The organism is Paenibacillus etheri, from assembly GCF_001012825.1.
GTDB classification, from domain to species: Bacteria; Bacillota; Bacilli; order Paenibacillales; family Paenibacillaceae; genus Paenibacillus_AQ; species Paenibacillus_AQ etheri.
Window position 1 is genome coordinate 519,105 of sequence record NZ_LCZJ02000019.1, and the last position, 17,522, is coordinate 536,626.

Consider the following 17,522-nt stretch of genomic DNA (forward strand, 5'->3'; position numbering starts at 1 on the left):
CATTATGTTTCTATAACTTTCCTAGGAGAATATCGTGATGCCCAAATCTCGATTTAATTTAGAAGAAATTATTGATTTGAAGAAATGGGAGAAGTTGCAGGACTCCTTATCGCTTGTTACTAAAATGGCCATCCTTACCGTTGATTATAAAGGTGTTCCCGTGACTAAGCACAGCTTCTGTCAGCCTTTCTGCCAAGGCGTACGCCAAGATTCTGAACTCTCTCAGTTCTGTCAAAAATGTGATGCACGTGCTGGCATTGAAGCGGTTCGTCAGAACAAGCCTTATATTTATTTATGCCATTTCAACATTATCGATATTGCCATTCCAATAATTATTGACAATCAATATCTGGGTGCAATTATGGCAGGGCAACTTAAGCTTCGTGAGCCTGACGTGTCGAATCTGGAGCAGATTGTATCCAGACCACCTAATGTAGAGGCGAACATGAAGTTTAAGACGCTTCAAGAGGATTACGAGGCACTCCCTGTCTTATCCTATGATGAAGTAACGAAGTGCGTTGACCTACTACTTCAGTTAAGCACCTATATCGTGGAAGAAGCCATTCAGAAACGTACCACTGTCGATTTGTATAAAAGAGTGCTGACCTCAAATATTGACACACCTGCTTCAGCTGAAGATTTCGATGAGACAGACCGTGCGTACCGCAAAATTCAATCCATTCAGCAAGAATTGTCAGGGGCACTTATCGAGACCAAACTGAAGAATGGGGCTCAAAGGTTCGTCTCTACAAATTCAGTGCTTCAGCCTGCGTTTGATTACATCTATGCCCACAAGAATGAAAATTTCAGTCTAAAAGAAATGGCCAAGCTTTGTCATATCAGCCCCAGTTATTTCAGTCGCATATTTACAAAAGAAACAGGCGAGAACTTCTCCCTCTTCATCGCCAGGCTCAAGATTGAATGGGCCAAGCAGCTGCTGGAAACTACAGACGCACCTATTAATCAAGTGAGCGATGATTTAGGATTTTGTGATACTGGTTATTTTATTAAAACATTCAAACGGTTCGAGAACCTCACCCCGGCTGTATACCGGAATATGTATATGAATTGATTAGCTGCATTTAGGGGAAATCTGTGATTTCGCCTAATATAGCCTCTTTGATCTTTCCCTCACCGTTTATAATAAACGTGGCAGGAAGCGCACTAACTCCGTATGCAGTAGAGATTTTTCCGGTAACATCAATGACAACTGGAAAAGAAAAATTATGATCCTTAAGATATTCTGATACAGTCCCTTTAGACTCACCAACATTAATAAACAAGGTTTCAATTTGAGAACTAGTGGATTTGTGAATGTCATTCAGAAGGGGCATTTCACGCACACATGACGTGCACCAGGAAGCCCAAAAGTTAAGCACCACAATCTGTCCCAGGAAATCACTTAGACGAACCTTTTTGCCTTCTATAGTTGTAGCATCAAATTCGGGAGCGATAGAGCCCACTGCAATCCTCTCAGATGAATCTCTTGTTTCATTATGGCTAAATACCCATACAACAGTCGTGGCAGCTGCGATAATCACCAGCAAAGCAATGATTCGACGCATGCTCATTTCAGACCCAGACTATGATTAAAGGCTGTATACAGAGAACCAAATTTTGTATGAAATTCTTTGGTCGGACCTGAACCAACATTTCTTCCATGACTTAGAAAGACAATCTGATCAGCGATTTTATCAGCGATTTCTAACTGGTGTGTGGAGAAAATAACGGTATGCCCTTCTTCCTTGATTCTTTGGAGTAGGTCTACGAATTCATTCATCCAAAAAGGGTCAAGACCGTTTGTGGGTTCGTCCATAATTAGCAACGAAGGTTTGGCCAGCAATGCCTGAGCAAATAAGATACGCTGACGCATTCCCTTTGAAAAGGTGTTGACCAGACGATTTCGTTTATCCTCTAGACCTACTAAGCCAAGGACTTCGTTGACTCTCGCTTTGCGATTGGGTACCCTACGGAGAGCGGCCCAAAAAGTCAGAGCTTCCTCTGCCGACAGCCCCTGATTGAATTGATAATCATCCGGCATATAACCAATTTGTTTCGAGAATTGTTTGCGTGATTTGTGCCAGTATAAACCACCCACTGAGATTTCGCCCACCGAAGGCTGAAGAATACCCGCAACCATTCGCAAAACGGTACTTTTGCCAGCCCCGTTACCACCACATAGTGCAAGTATGCTCCCAGTGGGGATTTGAAAGCTAATCTCTTCAACTATTGTTTGCTTTTTAATAACCTTAGAGATTCCCTTTACATTCACTAAGGGGTTATCCACGAGAGCGCCCCCTTTCCCATATCCAATATACAAACAGGATCGAGCTCAACATCCAGACTAGACAGACTCCCATAAACAACAAACTACCCTTCGAACCATTTATCCATTCTACCCATTGGTAATATTCAGGTCCCAGCACTGAACCTCCGCCCAGCTTAATTACAACAAATAACCGAACAAGCTCTGCTGGGTTGAGTATTGTGAATACGACCAGCAAGGGCTTAATCCAGAGATAAGGCATTAAACCTAAAAAGGCGATCAAAAAGGTCGGCCACCCTATTACTGTGAAAAACCACACAGCAACAGAAACAGTCAGCGCCTGCCAGCGGTTTCTTGATAATGAACCGATAAACAAGGCGATGGTCAAGAATAGTAAAACAAGTCCTGCGGAAAAAAATAAAAATAGAAAGTAAGTAGTAGAATCATAGGCCATGCCCAAGAATCCACTAATCATTCCCATTAAACCATAGCCGAAAGCCACAACCGTAAGTAATACGACAGCCAGACCCACATACTTGCCAAGAATAAATGACAACGTTCCTATTGGATAAGTAGATAAAAGCTGCCAACTACCTTCTTCCTTTTCTGAAGTCAGTGAAAAAGAGCCTAGAAATAAGGTCATAAGCGGCAGCAGATACAAAATCAGACTTAGCATGGAACCTTTAACTGCGGTATAGCCTTGAATCTCATTTTGTGCATTAATCAGCAGTAAGCCAAGACTAAACGCACAAAATAATGCCAAAAAAGAATAAGCCCATGGATTTCGAAACCCCATTTTAATCTCTCTGCGTGCGACTTGCAGGATATCAACCATTACATATCCATCTCTTTATCCGATGTCATACCTTCCATTTCCTCAGACTTATGCTCGTCCATATGACCTTCTCCGCCATTCATATCCATTTGCATCATATCCGTATTTTGTTTCCATTCATGCTTGGACAGATCACTTGCTGACAGAACGCTTCCAACACCTTGTTCCTTCACAAAAGCTTCGGCTGAAGCAGTGTCCTTGAAGCTGATAACTCCATACGCCATAGGTGTGCGTAGTGTCTCATCATAGACAAAGCTGGCCTTACTGAATTCTACCCATTCTTTGTCGTTATAGTCACGGACATAGTCCTTTCCAATGTTTTTGGTTCCATTCTTGTTCTTCCATTCATTCATACAACCAATATCATCAAACTTATAATTCTTCCCGTCTTTTGTTGTTAGTTGTGTAGCAAAAGCATCGTCCTTAACCTGCATATTGCAAATCGCGCAAATATCAACTTTTTCATTAATCGCCAACGGTTCAAACTTTTTGGGGCCACAAGCCGCCAGAATTAACAAACCCATCATCATCATCAGTACTAAACTCCATTTTTTCATAACCTTAATACCCCCATATATAGTATTGTGATCACAGCGAAGAACAATAGCAGCCAACCCACTACCATTACTGACCCTTGCCCCTCACTTACTTGTCCAACATTTGCATGAACTGAATCCAATTGCATAAGTGGCTCTGAATCAGTGGACCATTGTTCTTTATCATTTGTATACAGATCGCTTAAAAATGTCATGCCCGGTGATTGAAAAAAGAGCTGATAAGCAGCATTCTCAGTAACTAATTGCTGATAAAATGGATTAATAGCATATGGCAAATCACTTACGCCATCACCCGATACATCCAGCCCTTCGAATGAATCCCAAAAATTTCTCGTCATCTTATTATTTTTGGAATCTGTTGCCTCTGCTTCAATCACATTTGCAATAAAAGCATTCTTCTGAAAGCGGTTGCCTTCAGAGCCCTCAAATTGAATCCCAATATAATTTCGGAGCACCATATTATTCTGGAGAGTGTTGTCGGAGGATTGTTGCATATAGATTCCTACCCGATTTCCTTCCACAACGTTATTTACAATCTGAGAGGTACGAACGTCAAAGAGCAGGATTCCTTGAGAATGAACATTCTGGTTTTGTTTACGGAAAGAGTTTCCTGATACCATAACGTCGCTCACTCCCATCACCATCGCGCCAGTAATGTTGTATTCTCCAATATTGTTCGTTACAGATGATCCATTGATATACATACAGTGAACACCGTATCGCAAATGGAAGAGCCGATTGTGATCAACCTTTGTATTGCGACTCTTCTCTAAATAAATGCCATCTCGGAGATAAGAGATTTCATTTTCTCTAATATCTGAACCATGAGAGTTATAGAGATCGATGCCATTACCTCTTTTTCTTGAAGTAGCACCTTTAGGTATAAACCAACGGATTTTATTGTTTACTATAACTCCACTATCAGCCTCACGTAGCATAATGCCAAAGCCAAATGTATGTATGACTAAATCTTTCAAAGTTACCTGATCGGCTTCCACCCGAATCGCTGCCGCTTCTCCCCCGTTATCCTGCTGTATATTAAGTCCTTGAAGCTTTACCCCATCAGCCTGAATCATAACTGCAACCTCAGCATCGGGAGATGAATTTAATAGTGTTGCCCTTCCTTCCCCGCTAATCGTCAGTCTTTTGTTAATATAAACCGGGCCGAGATAAGTACCTGGAGCTAAAGTAATTGAATCTCCAATTTGTGCCGCATCAATAATCGGCTGAAGTGGAATCGCTTCCGAAGTAGTATTTGCATAGGCACTCCCGCTATAGGTTGTGATTATTAATAAAAGGCTGAATAACATCAGAATCAATACTCTAAAAATACCTGGGTAAAGGAAACTTTTGCGTATAACCATTGTTCACCCCCTTGTCAGCGATTCATTCTCTTATCTATCACTCCCATTCAGAGAACAATCATTACGCCTAATTGTAAAGAAAAGGAAGATACATGCCTATAGCTCAATGTAGCTATCCCTACTAAAAAGATGTGTCTGAATTGTGAGTTATGTCACAGTAAAAAAACCGCGCTATGCGCAGTTTCATTAGGTCAGCTAATTATTCTCAAGATAATGATAAACAGCCATCATTTCTTGTTTATTCAACTCCCGAATACGATTGAAAATTGGAATATCTGCTACAGCATCAATATTTGAGCTTTCAGTCGCGACCTCACTAACATTACCAGTTAGCCAGGTCTGCACATCAATGCCTTCAACCATTTCCTTACGACCTTCATCATTAATGCCACTTGCATAGCAACTCACACATGGAATCGTTAATTTATAAACACCATCATGGAGTCCATCTTCTGATATGACTTTCTTTCCTTTACAGAATGGACATGGGTGACTGGCTTTTATCTTATTAATTAACGTGACCAACTTTTTGTAACCAAATGCTTCATAAACATAGGTCAGTTTTTTGTATTTTCCATTCGTGAAATACTTATCAATGATGTATTCTCTGGTTTCGGTGATATTATCAAAATCACAAATCGTAATCCGATTATTCAAGCTAATAGATTCAATACTGCCGCTAATATTGCCCCAGAATGGCAGTGCATTTTGCAATACCATTTCATAGTGCGCAAAGCTCGCTACTTCAAGTTCAAACATTTTTAGAGCAACTTGTGTTTCCCTTGGTAAAAGCGAGACTTCCTCCGTCAGAACCATATCGCCGCCGACAATGGCCTTCATTTTTTGGAGTACCTCTAAATTACCAACGGTTCTAATCACTTGATCAAGAGGTTGTCCAATGATCTCGCGAATATCCGTGTCGCCAAATTTTAGCTTCTTATGGTGATTAAGTACGGTTCCTTGACAGATGGGACAGGTAATCATTATTTTGGATTGTTTGATATGCTCTTTTATAATCGCTTTCGATATCACCATGTAGTTCCCAATGATGTAATTAAACCCTTCCCAAGTTCTCGTTGCCTTGCTTGCTTTATCATAAAATGACTTTTCCCAATACCCGTACCAAAAAGTATGCTTTTCTGCATCGGTCATCTCATTGTAACTCTTGCTGATATCTTGTCCGAGTTCATTCTTAATCTCTTCAAAGATGAATTTTATTTTAGGAAATTGATAGAATTTTAGAATATCCATTGCATCTGGATGCAACAAGCCATCCCAAAATGGTACATTTTTGTCCTGAAGAACAACATCAAAATCAAATTTTTCAACAACCCGACGTCCCTTGCAGCATGGACAATGATTGTCTTGATAATAGAAATCGAAGCTGCTCGTATCTTTATTGGTGGGATGCGCCGTTACAATATGGTTGATCAAGCCACCAATTTCATACAGAAAAGTATATTGACTATATAAATGGCGTTCCAGATCAATGGCAATGACAGGTGCAATGGTATCTGATTCGTATTCACCATAAATCAAACGCGCCATAGAGGATAAGCTTTTTAAGATGCCGCCTTTATAAATATTTTCAGCATTTTTAAAATAGGAAATTTGATTTTCTTTTAAATAATTAATACCATTTTCTTGACGCAGGGTTGAAGAAATCTGCAATGGAGCGATAGGATCTTCACAGATTTGTTGACGATAATATTCTTCATGATTGACAACTTCGAGATGTTCCACAGGTTCAAGCTGTCTTTTGCCAAAATCAACGATAAAATCAGAGTTTTCCAGCATATACGAGTTATGTTCAATCATCATTATAGAGACGGATTCGTCCTGAAGAATGACTCTAATGCTATCAATGAATTGATTTAGAATATTTTGTGATAACCCTTTGGAAGGCTCGTCAAAAATAAAAAGCGTATTCGGGTTTCTTGAACCCGCAAACAGCTCAGAAACTAAATGAACACATTGAAATTCACCTGTTGATAAAGACTGTGTTTTTCTTTCTAGCGTCAAATAACCAAGTCCAAGCTTGATCAATAAACTTAAGCGTTTATGAGCGATGTCTTCATTCGGCAGTTCATCAATAATATCTTCAATCGAACGCTGAAAAATATCATCGATCTCTTCACTATATTTTGTGAGCTTTCTTTTAATATCAAGAAATGTCGCAACGGTAGAACGACTAGTAATCGATTGGTTACGATCTTGCCCAACAATGACCAGCTTATCTTTGGGATATCGCTTCACAAAATCTTTGGACATACACTCATTGACCAGTGTAGATTTACCACATCCAGATTCACCTGTAAACGTTACAAGTCTATTACGGGGAATCTGAATTTCGGCTATTTGAATATTACGACAGTAAAGATCATGAAAATGATAGTATTCTGTTGGTTCAGCCTGATTTATCTCTCCATTGATGGGCGCCGGACGTGGTGATTCTTCAACGATTTTCCCGCCGTATTTTCCGCTTCCTGGTCCAAAGAACAATTGATCATCCGTTATGTCTAATACCGTGTCAGAATGATCAATGAGCCAAATTTGATTCTTAAAACCTAATTGTTTAATCTGCTCTAATATTTTCAAAAGGGTTTGGTGATCTAGTCCCACGGAGATTTCATCTATGATAATTACGGTGTTTTCACTGGTTGCCATGAATTCCGCTAAGTAAAGTCGTGTTAACTCTCCACCTGACAAGGTGCCCATAATGCGATTTAAAGTTAAATAACCAATATTCATGTGGATTATGTTTTTTAGAATATTTTGTTTACCTTCACTAATTCTCAGAACTTCTGCTAGAGAAAAAATGGTTTCAATACTTAAGTCGTTAATATCGGAAATACTCATCTCTTGATCCAATAACTCCATTTTGTATTGTTCAGTTTGGTGATTATACCGCTTCCCCTTACACTTTTTGCATTCAACATTCTTAGTAGTTCCGCGACCTTTACAATCTGGACACCAGCCTAATTCATTATTAAATGAAAAAACCTCTGGAGATAGGTTATATTGTTCAGCAATCGCAACACGAATCTCTGTGAACACACCCGTATGTGTGCCAATGGTTGACCGAGGATTAGATGAAATGGATGATCTCCCTAGAAAAAGTACAAGTGGCATTTCTTCCATCTGGATTGCACTGAAATTAGTTTCCATAATGTTAGGGAATAAATACTGATATTCTGCCTTTGGCAATAAAGAAACGAGACGCTTCTTGGATTCTTCGCCGATGGTTTGACAAAAGGTTGTTTTGCCAGAACCGGACAAACCCGCAATCCCCAGGGATTTATCTCCTGGTAATACTGCATCTAACTTATTAATATTGTTCGCAATTAATCGGTTTATTTTCATAGTGGTATCATCTCATCTCCATTCTCTTCATTTAGTATTGCCATGATTTATTCCATTAAAAAGGGCACTTTCCGTGTTTCAGAAAAGCGCCCTATTCTTGAAATTACGATTCTGCTAATACTTTTTCAAGCTGACTGCCCATATTCGCCCAAGCATATTTAGCTCCCTCGATAGCACCTTGGCGGGCTTTGGTCTCTTCACTAAATCCAGATTGACCAAGATGTAGATGAACCTTACCATCTGACTCTTTGCTCAAAGTCCAAGTAACTGTAGTGCCTTCTCCAGCACTATGCCAAGTATAGGATAATGTATTTGGCTCGTCTACTACGAGAACCTCGCAATCTACAATACCATCCCACCATTCATTTGGCTCTGCACGAAATTGAAATTTATGCCCTACGACTGGCTTAAAGTCATTACTCCAAATCCATTTCGCAAGTGTATCAGAATCCGTTAATGCATTCCATACCTTCTCGATGGAGCTTGTAAATTGATAATCTAAGGATACATCTGGTTTCATTATTCTTCCTCCAATAATAGTTTTAGTTTATCGATTCTTTCTTTCCAGAAACCTTCGTAAAAAGATACCCAATCCCGTATTTCTTTCAATGGATTGGCATTCAAACGATACCTCGTTTCTCTACCAACCTTTCGAGCAACTACAAGATCTGCATCTTTAAGAATAGACAAGTGCTTAGAAACTGCAGTACGACCCATTTCAAAATGAACCGTGATTTCATATAGGGGTAATTCATCAACATCAGCCAGGATTTGAAGTAATTTTCGCCTTGTTGGATCTGCAACAGCGTCATATACATCCCTCACTTGACTATTATCGTTCAAAACCACCCCCACCTTTTCCGTAATATTACCTGTAGTGTAACCGATTATACTTCATCAGCACCTAATCGGACACCATTTAGTGTCTAATTAATTATAAGACACCAAAAGGTGTCGTGTCAATAATTTAAAAATTTCATTATCTGTTTTTAAAGGGATTTAAGAATGAATATCACGAATTCTTGAAACTAATTATTTTATTGCTCCCGTTCCCAGTATAGAAACTTTAACATTTACATCAAAAATAGCTTCGGGATAAATAGACTGCCATTGCTCCCATTCTTTATCCCCTTCATGCCGGGTAGCTCTATAGAGCAATCCGAAACCGAACGGATCTATCCCGTTTTTTTGCAGCTTTTTCAGCAAGCTTGATATCTTCGTCTTTTCTTCCTGTTCAACATGCTTTTCAAATTTAGTCCAATTTTCTTCATACAGTTGGTTTACGAATTCTTCTACAATTCCGCGCATTTGGACAGTTACATGAATAATTGGTTTATTTTTATTGTGTGTATAAATCGTATAGCGGCTCTTCAATTGTTCAATAGTTAAGACGAAAGGTTGATCTACCATTTTTGTAGTGATTTCGAAGTGAGGATAACTTTGCAGCAGTTCTTTAAAGACGCGAGTTTCATCCGGAGTCAAAATCACTTTTAACTTCTGTTTGTCTAAAAGAGCAGCCGTATCAATTTTGTATACCTCATTTTCAGTCTCAATGACCGGCAAGTAGGGGTCCACGCCCTTTTCAGTCGTTCGCCGATAGAAATCATAAAGATGTTCGGGAACTGTGAACGATGAGATTGATCCCGATTCAGACAGGCTTAAAAACAATGCATTACCAGAGTAATTTTCTGATCTTGGTTTCATTTTAAGAACAGTCTCCGCGTTGGGCTTCCCTAATGCTACCATCCCTTCCATCGGAATATCGAATCTTCGCGACAACCAATTAAGCGGCTCGTTGATATTCTCATTGACTATGGATTCACCCAAAACACATGCTTCCAAGAGGCCATAATTGAGATCTTTTGATGTTTTTGCGGTTATCCGCCCGATCGCACCTGTTATCGTTTTGGAATTCTCGCTTATGATTTGAGTATTATTCACAGAAGGATCAAGTTTTTGGGTGGGTAAAGCTAATTTCAAAGTCACACGATATGGATTATTTATATCATCTGATTTATCTACTCCAATGGCGATCACGAATATTCGTTTGTCGATATCCTTGAAGGCACAACCCGATTGTATAGCCATTGTAAAGCAGAGGACCAACAGGTAGATGGTTTTCATACTCTCCGCTTCCATTTCATTACAGCAAACAACGCAATAAGCGCAACCATCAGAAATTCGGTATAAAATCGAAGCTCAAACCAATTGACTGTATGGTATTTAATTTGTTTTAGCGTGAATGTGTTGAAGTAGATCATTGTAATAACGGTGAAAAGGCCGCAGATTATCCAAGATAATAGTTGTTCCTTTCGTGGATTGGTTTGAAATTTCATTGAGAAGCACCCTTTCAACAGTTCAAGTCCAACATGAATGGTTACAGCCGCATATATTAAGAGCAAAAAAAGGATTATGAGAAAATAGGGCATAATTGTACGAGAAAATAATCCTGACATGATACCAATAGAATCTAATGCAGAATACGTGGGGGCTATATAATTTCCCACCCCATAAGTGCCGTGAATCCCAATGGAAATAAGCAAACCAGTGACTAAAATATGCAGATTAACAATAAGGAGGAGGGGGATGAACTTCCATTTTATTTTACTGGGCACAACTCGGTTAAATATGATTAAGCCAACAAACCCTGAGAAAACACTATTTGCAGCCGCAATCGTTTCCCATTTCGGCCAAGTGAATGCATAATCTGCCATTGCTTTAATAGAATTCCACTCTATTCCTTGGCTAAAAACGGCTTTTGTTAAAATGTAATACATTATAGGAATACAAATAAAAAGAACCAGCTCTAGCGTACTTAGGATTGTTTTACTTGACCGTGTAGCTCCCCAAGATACTGTAATAAACATAAATGCAATGATAGTAATTGTTTTTACATCTATTAGATACAAATTAAAAAAGGATGATGCATATCCTATCATGATACATCCTTTTGTTATAGTCATAATTGAAAAAAATATTAATAATGATACTCTTGCCCCTGCCGGTAAAAACATCCGAAGGATTTCAGGCAAACCTTGCTTCGGAAAATGCCCTAATGACTTCGTTATTGTTACAAGAAATATCATGCCGCTAAGTGCACTTATAACGATAGCCATTATGCTTCCACTAAACCGTTCATCTAATAAAAGGTTATATAATAAAAGACCTGAGATGGTTATCCCATCACACCATAATACATAAAAAACATAGCGATTCAAGGAAAAGCATCCTCCTTTACCTTTATAATTTTCCTAATTTTTCATGTTCTCCAATAAACACTTTTAAATATGGCTTACCAAAGCTCTTTAAATCGTTCAAGTAAACAATCAAACAAAATAGTCCTGCGATTAGGCCCACATATCCAAATAAACTAGCTAACAAGATAAAAGGATATTTTACAATCCGTAATGCGAAACTCATAGAATTAATAGGTACGACAAAATTGGCAATACCTATGGCGGAGGTTACAATAATCATGATATTACTAACCATATTTGCCTGCTGCGCAGCTTGTCCTAGAATTAACCCGCCAACCGTCGTTGCCGCCGCGCTAATCGATTTGGGTAGCCTTATGCTAGCTTCGATTAATGTATCGATTAAAAACATCATAATGAGCACTTCAATATACGACGGATAGGGGATATTCGCTCGACTACCGGCAATAGAGAAGGCTAGTTGGGCTTGAAACAACTCAGGGTTGAAAGAGACCATAGAAATATAGATACCAGGAAGCAGCACCGTAATGAAAATGCTAATGTAACGTAGCACCACTAAGCTTATACTGATCCATAACTGCTCAAAAGCATCATCCATCGAGGAAATAAAATCATAAAAAGTAGCCGGAGCGATTAAAACGAATGGGCTACCTTCGACAAGTAAAACGACTTTGCCTTGTTTCAGATTTAACACGACGCGATCCGGTCTTTCCGTAATCATCAATATAGGAAAAAGCGAGTATTTACGAGTAGTAAGTAATCTTTGAAGGTGTGCTGCCGAAAGAATGACTTCCGGTTTGACCGAAGCGAGCTGCGTTTGAAGTTCGCTTAATACTCCTTTATCAACTAGTAGACTGTCATAAATTATTCCGACTTCTGTCTGTGGTACTCCACTAACCTTGCTTTTCTCATAAACAAGATTTGGGGAGGGATAACGATACCGAATTAAATTGAGATTTGTATCAATCACATCACTGAATGAACGTTGCGAGCCATAAATCGCCGTTTCCGAGCTTGCATCCCCAAGCTGATTATTGAGCACTTTTTTCGCGTTGAACAAGAAAAGCTCGTTTTCCATTTGAATACAGGCATGACCGATCATCAACTTTTGCAAAATGTCTTGATCTTTCTCCGGTTTACTGATGTCAGGAAGCGAAGTCAGATAATCCTTGAATTCCTCTTTCCCCGAGCATTCTAGTATGGGGAAGATTAGATCAGCCTTAATTTTCTTTTCATCGCAAACGCTAACCAAGTAAAGGATTTCCAACTCAATATCCTGAATTCGGACGAGTTCCTTCTTCAAATCGCTTGAGGTAGATAGCTGCTTCTTAATTAGTTGAAAGGCTTCGATCATGATGCAACAATCCTCCGGTTCTTTTTTAACATCTTTTCCTTTTATCCACAATTTTATCCTTGTCTATAAATAGACTAATAATCGAAAGAACCAAGTTCATACTCCTAGTTATAAAACAAAAAGGCAGGAACAAGGTTTATCACCTTTGTCCCTGCATGCCCTCCGGAGTATCTGCCGAGATATGATCTTGTCAGAACATATGTGGAATCAGATACACAACATCCCCATCCATAAAATTCATAACTTCAGAATTTCCTTTTCCTTTATCCACATTAACATCTCCATCACTAGCGATTTTGATCTATTGATTTTCAATTTATTATTATACATTCTTCCCCACCCTTGTTTAGATCACTTCATTACATCTCTACTCAGTAAAGCGGCAACACTTCTTGTTTAAGCCCTGAAAAAAGTTCTCCGGATTGATCAAAGAAGGTGTCAGGCAAATGATAATAAGCATCTCCCATAGACACGACCCTTAATTCAGGAATGATATACATGGCCATATAGGTTCCGTCCTTGAGGTTGAACTTTAGCTGATACGATTTCCCTTGGGATTGCGCCTCTGCAATAGCTTCGTATTCTTTATTGCTTAAATCAGCTGTTTTTGCGCTGTACAGCCCATCAATGATAGACTCCACAGATGCATGATCCGTCATTTTCTTTAACACGTCATTCCCCACATGATTAAGAACATGGATATTTTTTGAATGATCTTTTAGATTAGACATATCCAGATATTCCTTAGCTGTCATCGTAGAATCGTCTGTCTTCGCCACGATTTCTGCCAAATAGTAATTCTCCTCATACTTAACAGCTATGCGGAATTGGGATGGGTACGTCGGGATTTCATATAGCTTACCTCCAACTGCGAACGTAGACGCATAATTTTTTTCTACATCTTTGTCTCCATCGTTCTTCCCGATCTCTTGGTTGATATCAAAATCTAAGCTTCCAAGTGATTTTTCAAGCTTTACTCCTGTGAACTTAAACTGAGCACCATCACTTACGAATGCATAACGAAATCCGTTGTAATTTAATATTTTCCGATCTCCGGTCGGTGCTGAGACTGGAGTTTGCTGCGATATTTGTGGTGAATTCGTTAATGATGGCTTCAGAGGTGATGTGTAAATAGCTACTCCTAACACAAGTGCAGCACAGGCCGCCATGGTTCCCCACTTCACAATTGTTTTCTTATTCGTCCGTCTTGCAGTGTTAGCCTTTTCTACCAGATTTCCGTCTACATAACCAATAGTCTTAAATAGATCTTTATTATTCATAGAATATAACCCTCTTTCATAAGGTGTAATTGGAGTTTTTTTCGTGTTCTGAAAAGGATAGATTTCGTTTTGCTTTCACTGATTGAAAATCGTGTTGCGATATCAGCCAAAGAATCGGAATACCAGTAACGTCTCAGAAAAATATTCCGATGATCTTCATTAATTTTCAGCAGGAAATTGCTTATGGATTCAGCGATTTGTTCTTCCTCATATTGACTTTCGACATTGTCTGGGGAGGATAAACAATCATTTAATTCATCAAGAATCGTATCGAATTTATTATTCCGTTTTTTTGCCATGTAATAATCGTATTTATTTAACGCAATATTTCGTGTGATCCTCCCCAAAAAAGATGATAGCTTTGCAGGGGTTTTCGGCGGTATCGCTTCCCACGCTCCTAGAAAGGTATCGTTCACGCATTCTTCCGAATCTTCAACATTAGTTAGAATGTTATGAGCTATCCGGTTACAATAATTTCTGTATTTTTTGGATGTTTCTTCTATTGCTGTTTCATTGCGCGCAAAGTACAGCTGTATGATTTCACTATCTTCCACTCCATCACTTCCGTTCAGTTTGATTAAGGCCTCACTTATAAAGTAAGAAAAGAAGGGTTTTGGTTGCAAAAAAGTTTTTTCTTAAAATTTAAGAAAGTATAAGTTTCACACCATTTATGTCTTCATAAGCTTCGTCATTCAATGCCAATATTATGACGTGTGATCTTACCATTTTGATTCCTGAGTTGTCTTCATAAACCAATGTGCCTATGAAAAAAAGCCGATGTACCCTGTAATGGGCAACACCGGCCAATATATTGAAAATAGAAACTATGGATGAATCGCAGCACCTTTCTATATGGCAATACTGCCCCGATAAGGCAACAGGTCTTCTGTGTGAAGGGACCATTGAACTCTTATATTTAACGCGAAAAAGATCAGGAAGAGGAATCCCCTCCACTGACCCTTGGAAATCATCAATAATGTTCCCTTTTCCGTTTGCTGTTCCGCCCGAATCGACTTATCCTCATTTACATCGTCAATTACAATGGAATCCATGAGATCGTTTTTCGGAAACAAGGTAACCTCTGCAGGTTTTTGTTCTTGAGTAGATGAGTTGACTTCTTGATGTTACAGGCATCGAGTAAACTAAATGCCAAAACGCATGATGCCACTTGCAATACAAGTTTTTTAATTGCAACCCTCTCACTTTCATTTACAGCTGGAGTACCAATGCACCCAAGTTATAGTCCTGTCTTTATTTATAATTGTCTTGCAAACCATTGCTTAATCAAGGGTAAAACCACGGCTGGTTGCATAGCTTTTGTATGATCCATTTGGGTTCCCGTTAGGAGTTCAACATCCCAGCCTAAATCACTCAGCTTTGCTTTATTCATTTTTAATATCCCAGCGATATCAACAGTAACATTTCCAAAATTATCACCATACACAATCGTATCATTTTCTCCTGCAAAAGCTAGTTTTGGGAGACTAAGCAAATGGTGAATACTACGATCATCAAAAGCAGTGAGGCTCTCGTATAAGGCAACAAATTGAGCTGTTACACGGGTATCCATCGATACCTTTATGTTATCCCAGTCTATCTCACCTGGATTTTCTGTTTCAATAGAGCTTTTTTCAGCTGCCTCATTTTGATTATTCAATGCTTGTGTATGTGTTTTGTGAGTTACAATCAGCATCTCTTGATAGGGACCCTTATAAGGCGGAAAACCTCCCATGACCAAGCTCTCCAGACGATTTGTTCTGATAGCCAATTGTAGTCCAATTAAAGCTAGCCAGGAATAACCGTAGTAGCTAAAGCTCTTAACGTTCATTTCATCAGCAATGAGGAGGAAATCCTTCACAATATGGTCTACGGTTAGGTTCTCCACTGGATGTTGAAAGAGATGACCTTCATAATCAAAATAAAGCACTTGAAACGTATCCGCGAGACCTTCAACAAAATGTTTACCTAATTCAGGGTCTACGCCCCATAGCTTTAGATTTTCTGCCTCCTGATTGTACACGGATTTTTTAGCGATAGGTAACATGATGGTTGGTCGATCTGATCCTCCCGTTAATCCTACTTCTATTGCTGAATGATTGGTTAATCGTATGATTTTATTCAAACAATCCTCTCCTTACTGTTTTATAAAAATATCATATAACATTCATGCAATCTTTCGGTTTATCGCATTCTAAGCCTTGATATATCTTGTTTAATTAGATTTAATCTTGTTGTAGCACTTGAAGGTTTAAATTGAATGTTATTGGGTGATGACGATTATGGGAGATATTTATACACCTACAATGATAGCTAAGAAATTAAATGTAAGTACTACTACGTTAAGAAGATACGAAGATCAAGGCTTAGTTCCCGAAGTACCAAGAACCGCTAGCAATCGCCGGTGTTACACAGCCATTCATGTCCAAGCTTTTATTACGGTCCGGGCACTTTTGCAAGGATATGAGATTCCTGTTGTGTACGATGTGATGAGAAAGATTAAAGCTCGGCAAGTGGAGTATGCACTCTGGTCAATCAATCAGGAACAGCATAATACACATGCGGAAAAGCTTAGGTTAGAGGAAGTATTACGCATGTTCCGTAATGCAGATTTATCAAAATACAAAGATTTAGAGGTAACAAATACAATGACTATTGGTGAAGTTGCACAAATGGCGGGCGTTAAGCCATCAGCCATTCGACATTGGGAACAAGAAGGCCTTATTACTTCTAACAGAAACAAAGATAACGGCTATAGGGTCTATACTGTAACGGAATTAAGAAAGATTATACTGATCAGCAGTTTAAGAAAGACCGTATATTATATCGAGAATATGAAACAGCTACTGAATGAAATAGAGGTACAAAACTACAAAAAAGTTGAAATGTCCTTCGAGCTTGCGTTGCAAAAATTGAATAGTCAATTAATGAAGCAGTTTTTGGGGATCGCTGAGCTTATGAAATATGTGAAATACTATTAAACTTGATAACTTGATATCAACAAACAATCTTCCCGCTTTCCACAAAACCACTATTTCGGTAGACCTTATTTAAATTGGGATTCTTAAAATCAGCATAAAGCAGCTCCTTCTGCGAAGCTAGCCAAAAACGTCTGCTACGATATCTACTTTTTTCTAGTGGCTTAATGCATTGTTCAACCATTATATTCAGGATGGTTATGTCTTGAACATCCAAATAAATAACAACTTGAACTCAATGATGTTGAAAATTCCAACGGTGGAATAAAGCCTCTAGAAATCATATTTATAATATTTTCATATTCCTGTTTGT

General features: G+C 38.8%; 16 protein-coding genes. 2 read left to right on the forward strand and 14 right to left on the reverse strand.

Going from position 1 to position 17,522, the window contains the following annotated elements:
• The first annotated feature begins 37 nt into the window (after positions 1 to 37).
• Positions 38 to 1,072: a PocR ligand-binding domain-containing protein gene (locus UQ64_RS11855; protein ID WP_060623659.1), complete on the forward strand. Its 1,035-nt coding sequence runs from the start codon at positions 38 to 40 to the stop codon at positions 1,070 to 1,072.
• Positions 1,073 to 1,082: 10 nt separating this feature from the next.
• Here the strand turns inward: UQ64_RS11855 and UQ64_RS11860 are convergent, their stop codons facing one another.
• The 14 genes from UQ64_RS11860 to UQ64_RS11930 form a co-directional block, all read right to left on the reverse strand.
• Positions 1,083 to 1,571 (reverse strand): redoxin domain-containing protein, encoded by a 489-nt coding sequence (locus UQ64_RS11860; RefSeq protein ID WP_082651088.1) that lies wholly within the window; start codon positions 1,569 to 1,571, stop codon positions 1,083 to 1,085.
• Positions 1,568 to 2,287, reverse strand: a complete 720-nt coding sequence (locus UQ64_RS11865; protein ID WP_060623661.1) for an ABC transporter ATP-binding protein — start codon at positions 2,285 to 2,287, stop codon at positions 1,568 to 1,570. The genes UQ64_RS11860 and UQ64_RS11865 overlap by 4 nt, the downstream gene beginning before the upstream one ends.
• On the reverse strand, positions 2,280 to 3,101 hold the full coding sequence (locus UQ64_RS11870; protein WP_060623662.1) for an ABC transporter permease: 822 nt from the start codon (positions 3,099 to 3,101) through the stop codon (positions 2,280 to 2,282). The genes UQ64_RS11865 and UQ64_RS11870 overlap by 8 nt, the downstream gene beginning before the upstream one ends.
• On the reverse strand, positions 3,101 to 3,658 hold the full coding sequence (locus UQ64_RS11875; protein ID WP_060623663.1) for a nitrous oxide reductase accessory protein NosL: 558 nt from the start codon (positions 3,656 to 3,658) through the stop codon (positions 3,101 to 3,103). The genes UQ64_RS11870 and UQ64_RS11875 overlap by 1 nt, the downstream gene beginning before the upstream one ends.
• The gene (locus UQ64_RS11880; RefSeq protein WP_082651089.1) at positions 3,655 to 5,022 is read right to left on the reverse strand and encodes a right-handed parallel beta-helix repeat-containing protein; all 1,368 of its coding nucleotides are present in this window, start codon (positions 5,020 to 5,022) and stop codon (positions 3,655 to 3,657) included. Before UQ64_RS11880 ends, UQ64_RS11875 begins: the two co-directional genes overlap by 4 nt.
• A gap of 195 nt (positions 5,023 to 5,217) precedes the next feature.
• Positions 5,218 to 8,385: an ATP-binding cassette domain-containing protein gene (locus tag UQ64_RS11885; RefSeq protein ID WP_060623664.1), complete on the reverse strand. Its 3,168-nt coding sequence runs from the start codon at positions 8,383 to 8,385 to the stop codon at positions 5,218 to 5,220.
• 103 nt (positions 8,386 to 8,488) lie between these two features.
• Positions 8,489 to 8,905, reverse strand: a complete 417-nt coding sequence (locus tag UQ64_RS11890; protein WP_060623665.1) for an SRPBCC family protein — start codon at positions 8,903 to 8,905, stop codon at positions 8,489 to 8,491.
• Positions 8,905 to 9,234 (reverse strand): ArsR/SmtB family transcription factor, encoded by a 330-nt coding sequence (locus tag UQ64_RS11895; RefSeq protein ID WP_425339587.1) that lies wholly within the window; start codon positions 9,232 to 9,234, stop codon positions 8,905 to 8,907. Before UQ64_RS11895 ends, UQ64_RS11890 begins: the two co-directional genes overlap by 1 nt.
• 183 nt (positions 9,235 to 9,417) lie before the next feature.
• Entirely contained in the window at positions 9,418 to 10,524 is a 1,107-nt protein-coding gene (locus UQ64_RS11900; RefSeq protein ID WP_082651090.1) for a Ger(x)C family spore germination protein, read from the reverse strand.
• Positions 10,506 to 11,603, reverse strand: coding sequence for a hypothetical protein (locus UQ64_RS11905; protein ID WP_060623668.1), 1,098 nt, complete (start codon positions 11,601 to 11,603; stop codon positions 10,506 to 10,508). The genes UQ64_RS11900 and UQ64_RS11905 overlap by 19 nt, the downstream gene beginning before the upstream one ends.
• 22 nt (positions 11,604 to 11,625) lie before the next feature.
• Complete coding sequence (locus UQ64_RS11910; protein WP_060623669.1) at positions 11,626 to 12,954, reverse strand: spore germination protein; 1,329 nt, start codon at positions 12,952 to 12,954, stop codon at positions 11,626 to 11,628.
• A gap of 371 nt (positions 12,955 to 13,325) precedes the next feature.
• The gene (locus UQ64_RS11915) at positions 13,326 to 14,234 is read right to left on the reverse strand and encodes a hypothetical protein (protein WP_245237933.1); all 909 of its coding nucleotides are present in this window, start codon (positions 14,232 to 14,234) and stop codon (positions 13,326 to 13,328) included.
• On the reverse strand, positions 14,231 to 14,788 hold the full coding sequence (locus UQ64_RS11920; protein ID WP_060623809.1) for an RNA polymerase sigma factor: 558 nt from the start codon (positions 14,786 to 14,788) through the stop codon (positions 14,231 to 14,233). The genes UQ64_RS11915 and UQ64_RS11920 overlap by 4 nt, the downstream gene beginning before the upstream one ends.
• A 701-nt stretch (positions 14,789 to 15,489) precedes the next feature.
• Complete coding sequence (locus UQ64_RS11930; RefSeq protein WP_060623671.1) at positions 15,490 to 16,356, reverse strand: alpha/beta fold hydrolase; 867 nt, start codon at positions 16,354 to 16,356, stop codon at positions 15,490 to 15,492.
• 148 nt (positions 16,357 to 16,504) lie between these two features.
• On the opposite strand from UQ64_RS11930, the gene UQ64_RS11935 reads away from it, so the two are divergent.
• Positions 16,505 to 17,212: a MerR family DNA-binding transcriptional regulator gene (locus tag UQ64_RS11935; protein WP_245237944.1), complete on the forward strand. Its 708-nt coding sequence runs from the start codon at positions 16,505 to 16,507 to the stop codon at positions 17,210 to 17,212.
• The last annotated feature ends 310 nt before the right edge of the window (positions 17,213 to 17,522 follow it).

Excerpts from the sequence above, each read along its gene's own strand:
- UQ64_RS11855 (WP_060623659.1), top strand. The coding sequence starts at position 38 with ATGCCCAAATCTCGATTTAATTTAGAAGAAATTATTGATTTGAAGAAA.
- UQ64_RS11860 (WP_082651088.1), bottom strand. The coding sequence starts at position 1,571 with ATGAGCATGCGTCGAATCATTGCTTTGCTGGTGATTATCGCAGCTGCC.
- UQ64_RS11870 (WP_060623662.1), bottom strand. The coding sequence starts at position 3,101 with ATGGTTGATATCCTGCAAGTCGCACGCAGAGAGATTAAAATGGGGTTT.
- UQ64_RS11875 (WP_060623663.1), bottom strand. The coding sequence starts at position 3,658 with ATGAAAAAATGGAGTTTAGTACTGATGATGATGATGGGTTTGTTAATT.
- UQ64_RS11880 (WP_082651089.1), bottom strand. The coding sequence starts at position 5,022 with ATGGTTATACGCAAAAGTTTCCTTTACCCAGGTATTTTTAGAGTATTG.
- UQ64_RS11885 (WP_060623664.1), bottom strand. The coding sequence starts at position 8,385 with ATGAAAATAAACCGATTAATTGCGAACAATATTAATAAGTTAGATGCA.
- UQ64_RS11890 (WP_060623665.1), bottom strand. The coding sequence starts at position 8,905 with ATGAAACCAGATGTATCCTTAGATTATCAATTTACAAGCTCCATCGAG.
- UQ64_RS11900 (WP_082651090.1), bottom strand. The coding sequence starts at position 10,524 with ATGGAAGCGGAGAGTATGAAAACCATCTACCTGTTGGTCCTCTGCTTT.
- UQ64_RS11910 (WP_060623669.1), bottom strand. The coding sequence starts at position 12,954 with ATGATCGAAGCCTTTCAACTAATTAAGAAGCAGCTATCTACCTCAAGC.
- UQ64_RS11915 (WP_245237933.1), bottom strand. The coding sequence starts at position 14,234 with ATGAATAATAAAGATCTATTTAAGACTATTGGTTATGTAGACGGAAAT.
- UQ64_RS11935 (WP_245237944.1), top strand. The coding sequence starts at position 16,505 with ATGACGATTATGGGAGATATTTATACACCTACAATGATAGCTAAGAAA.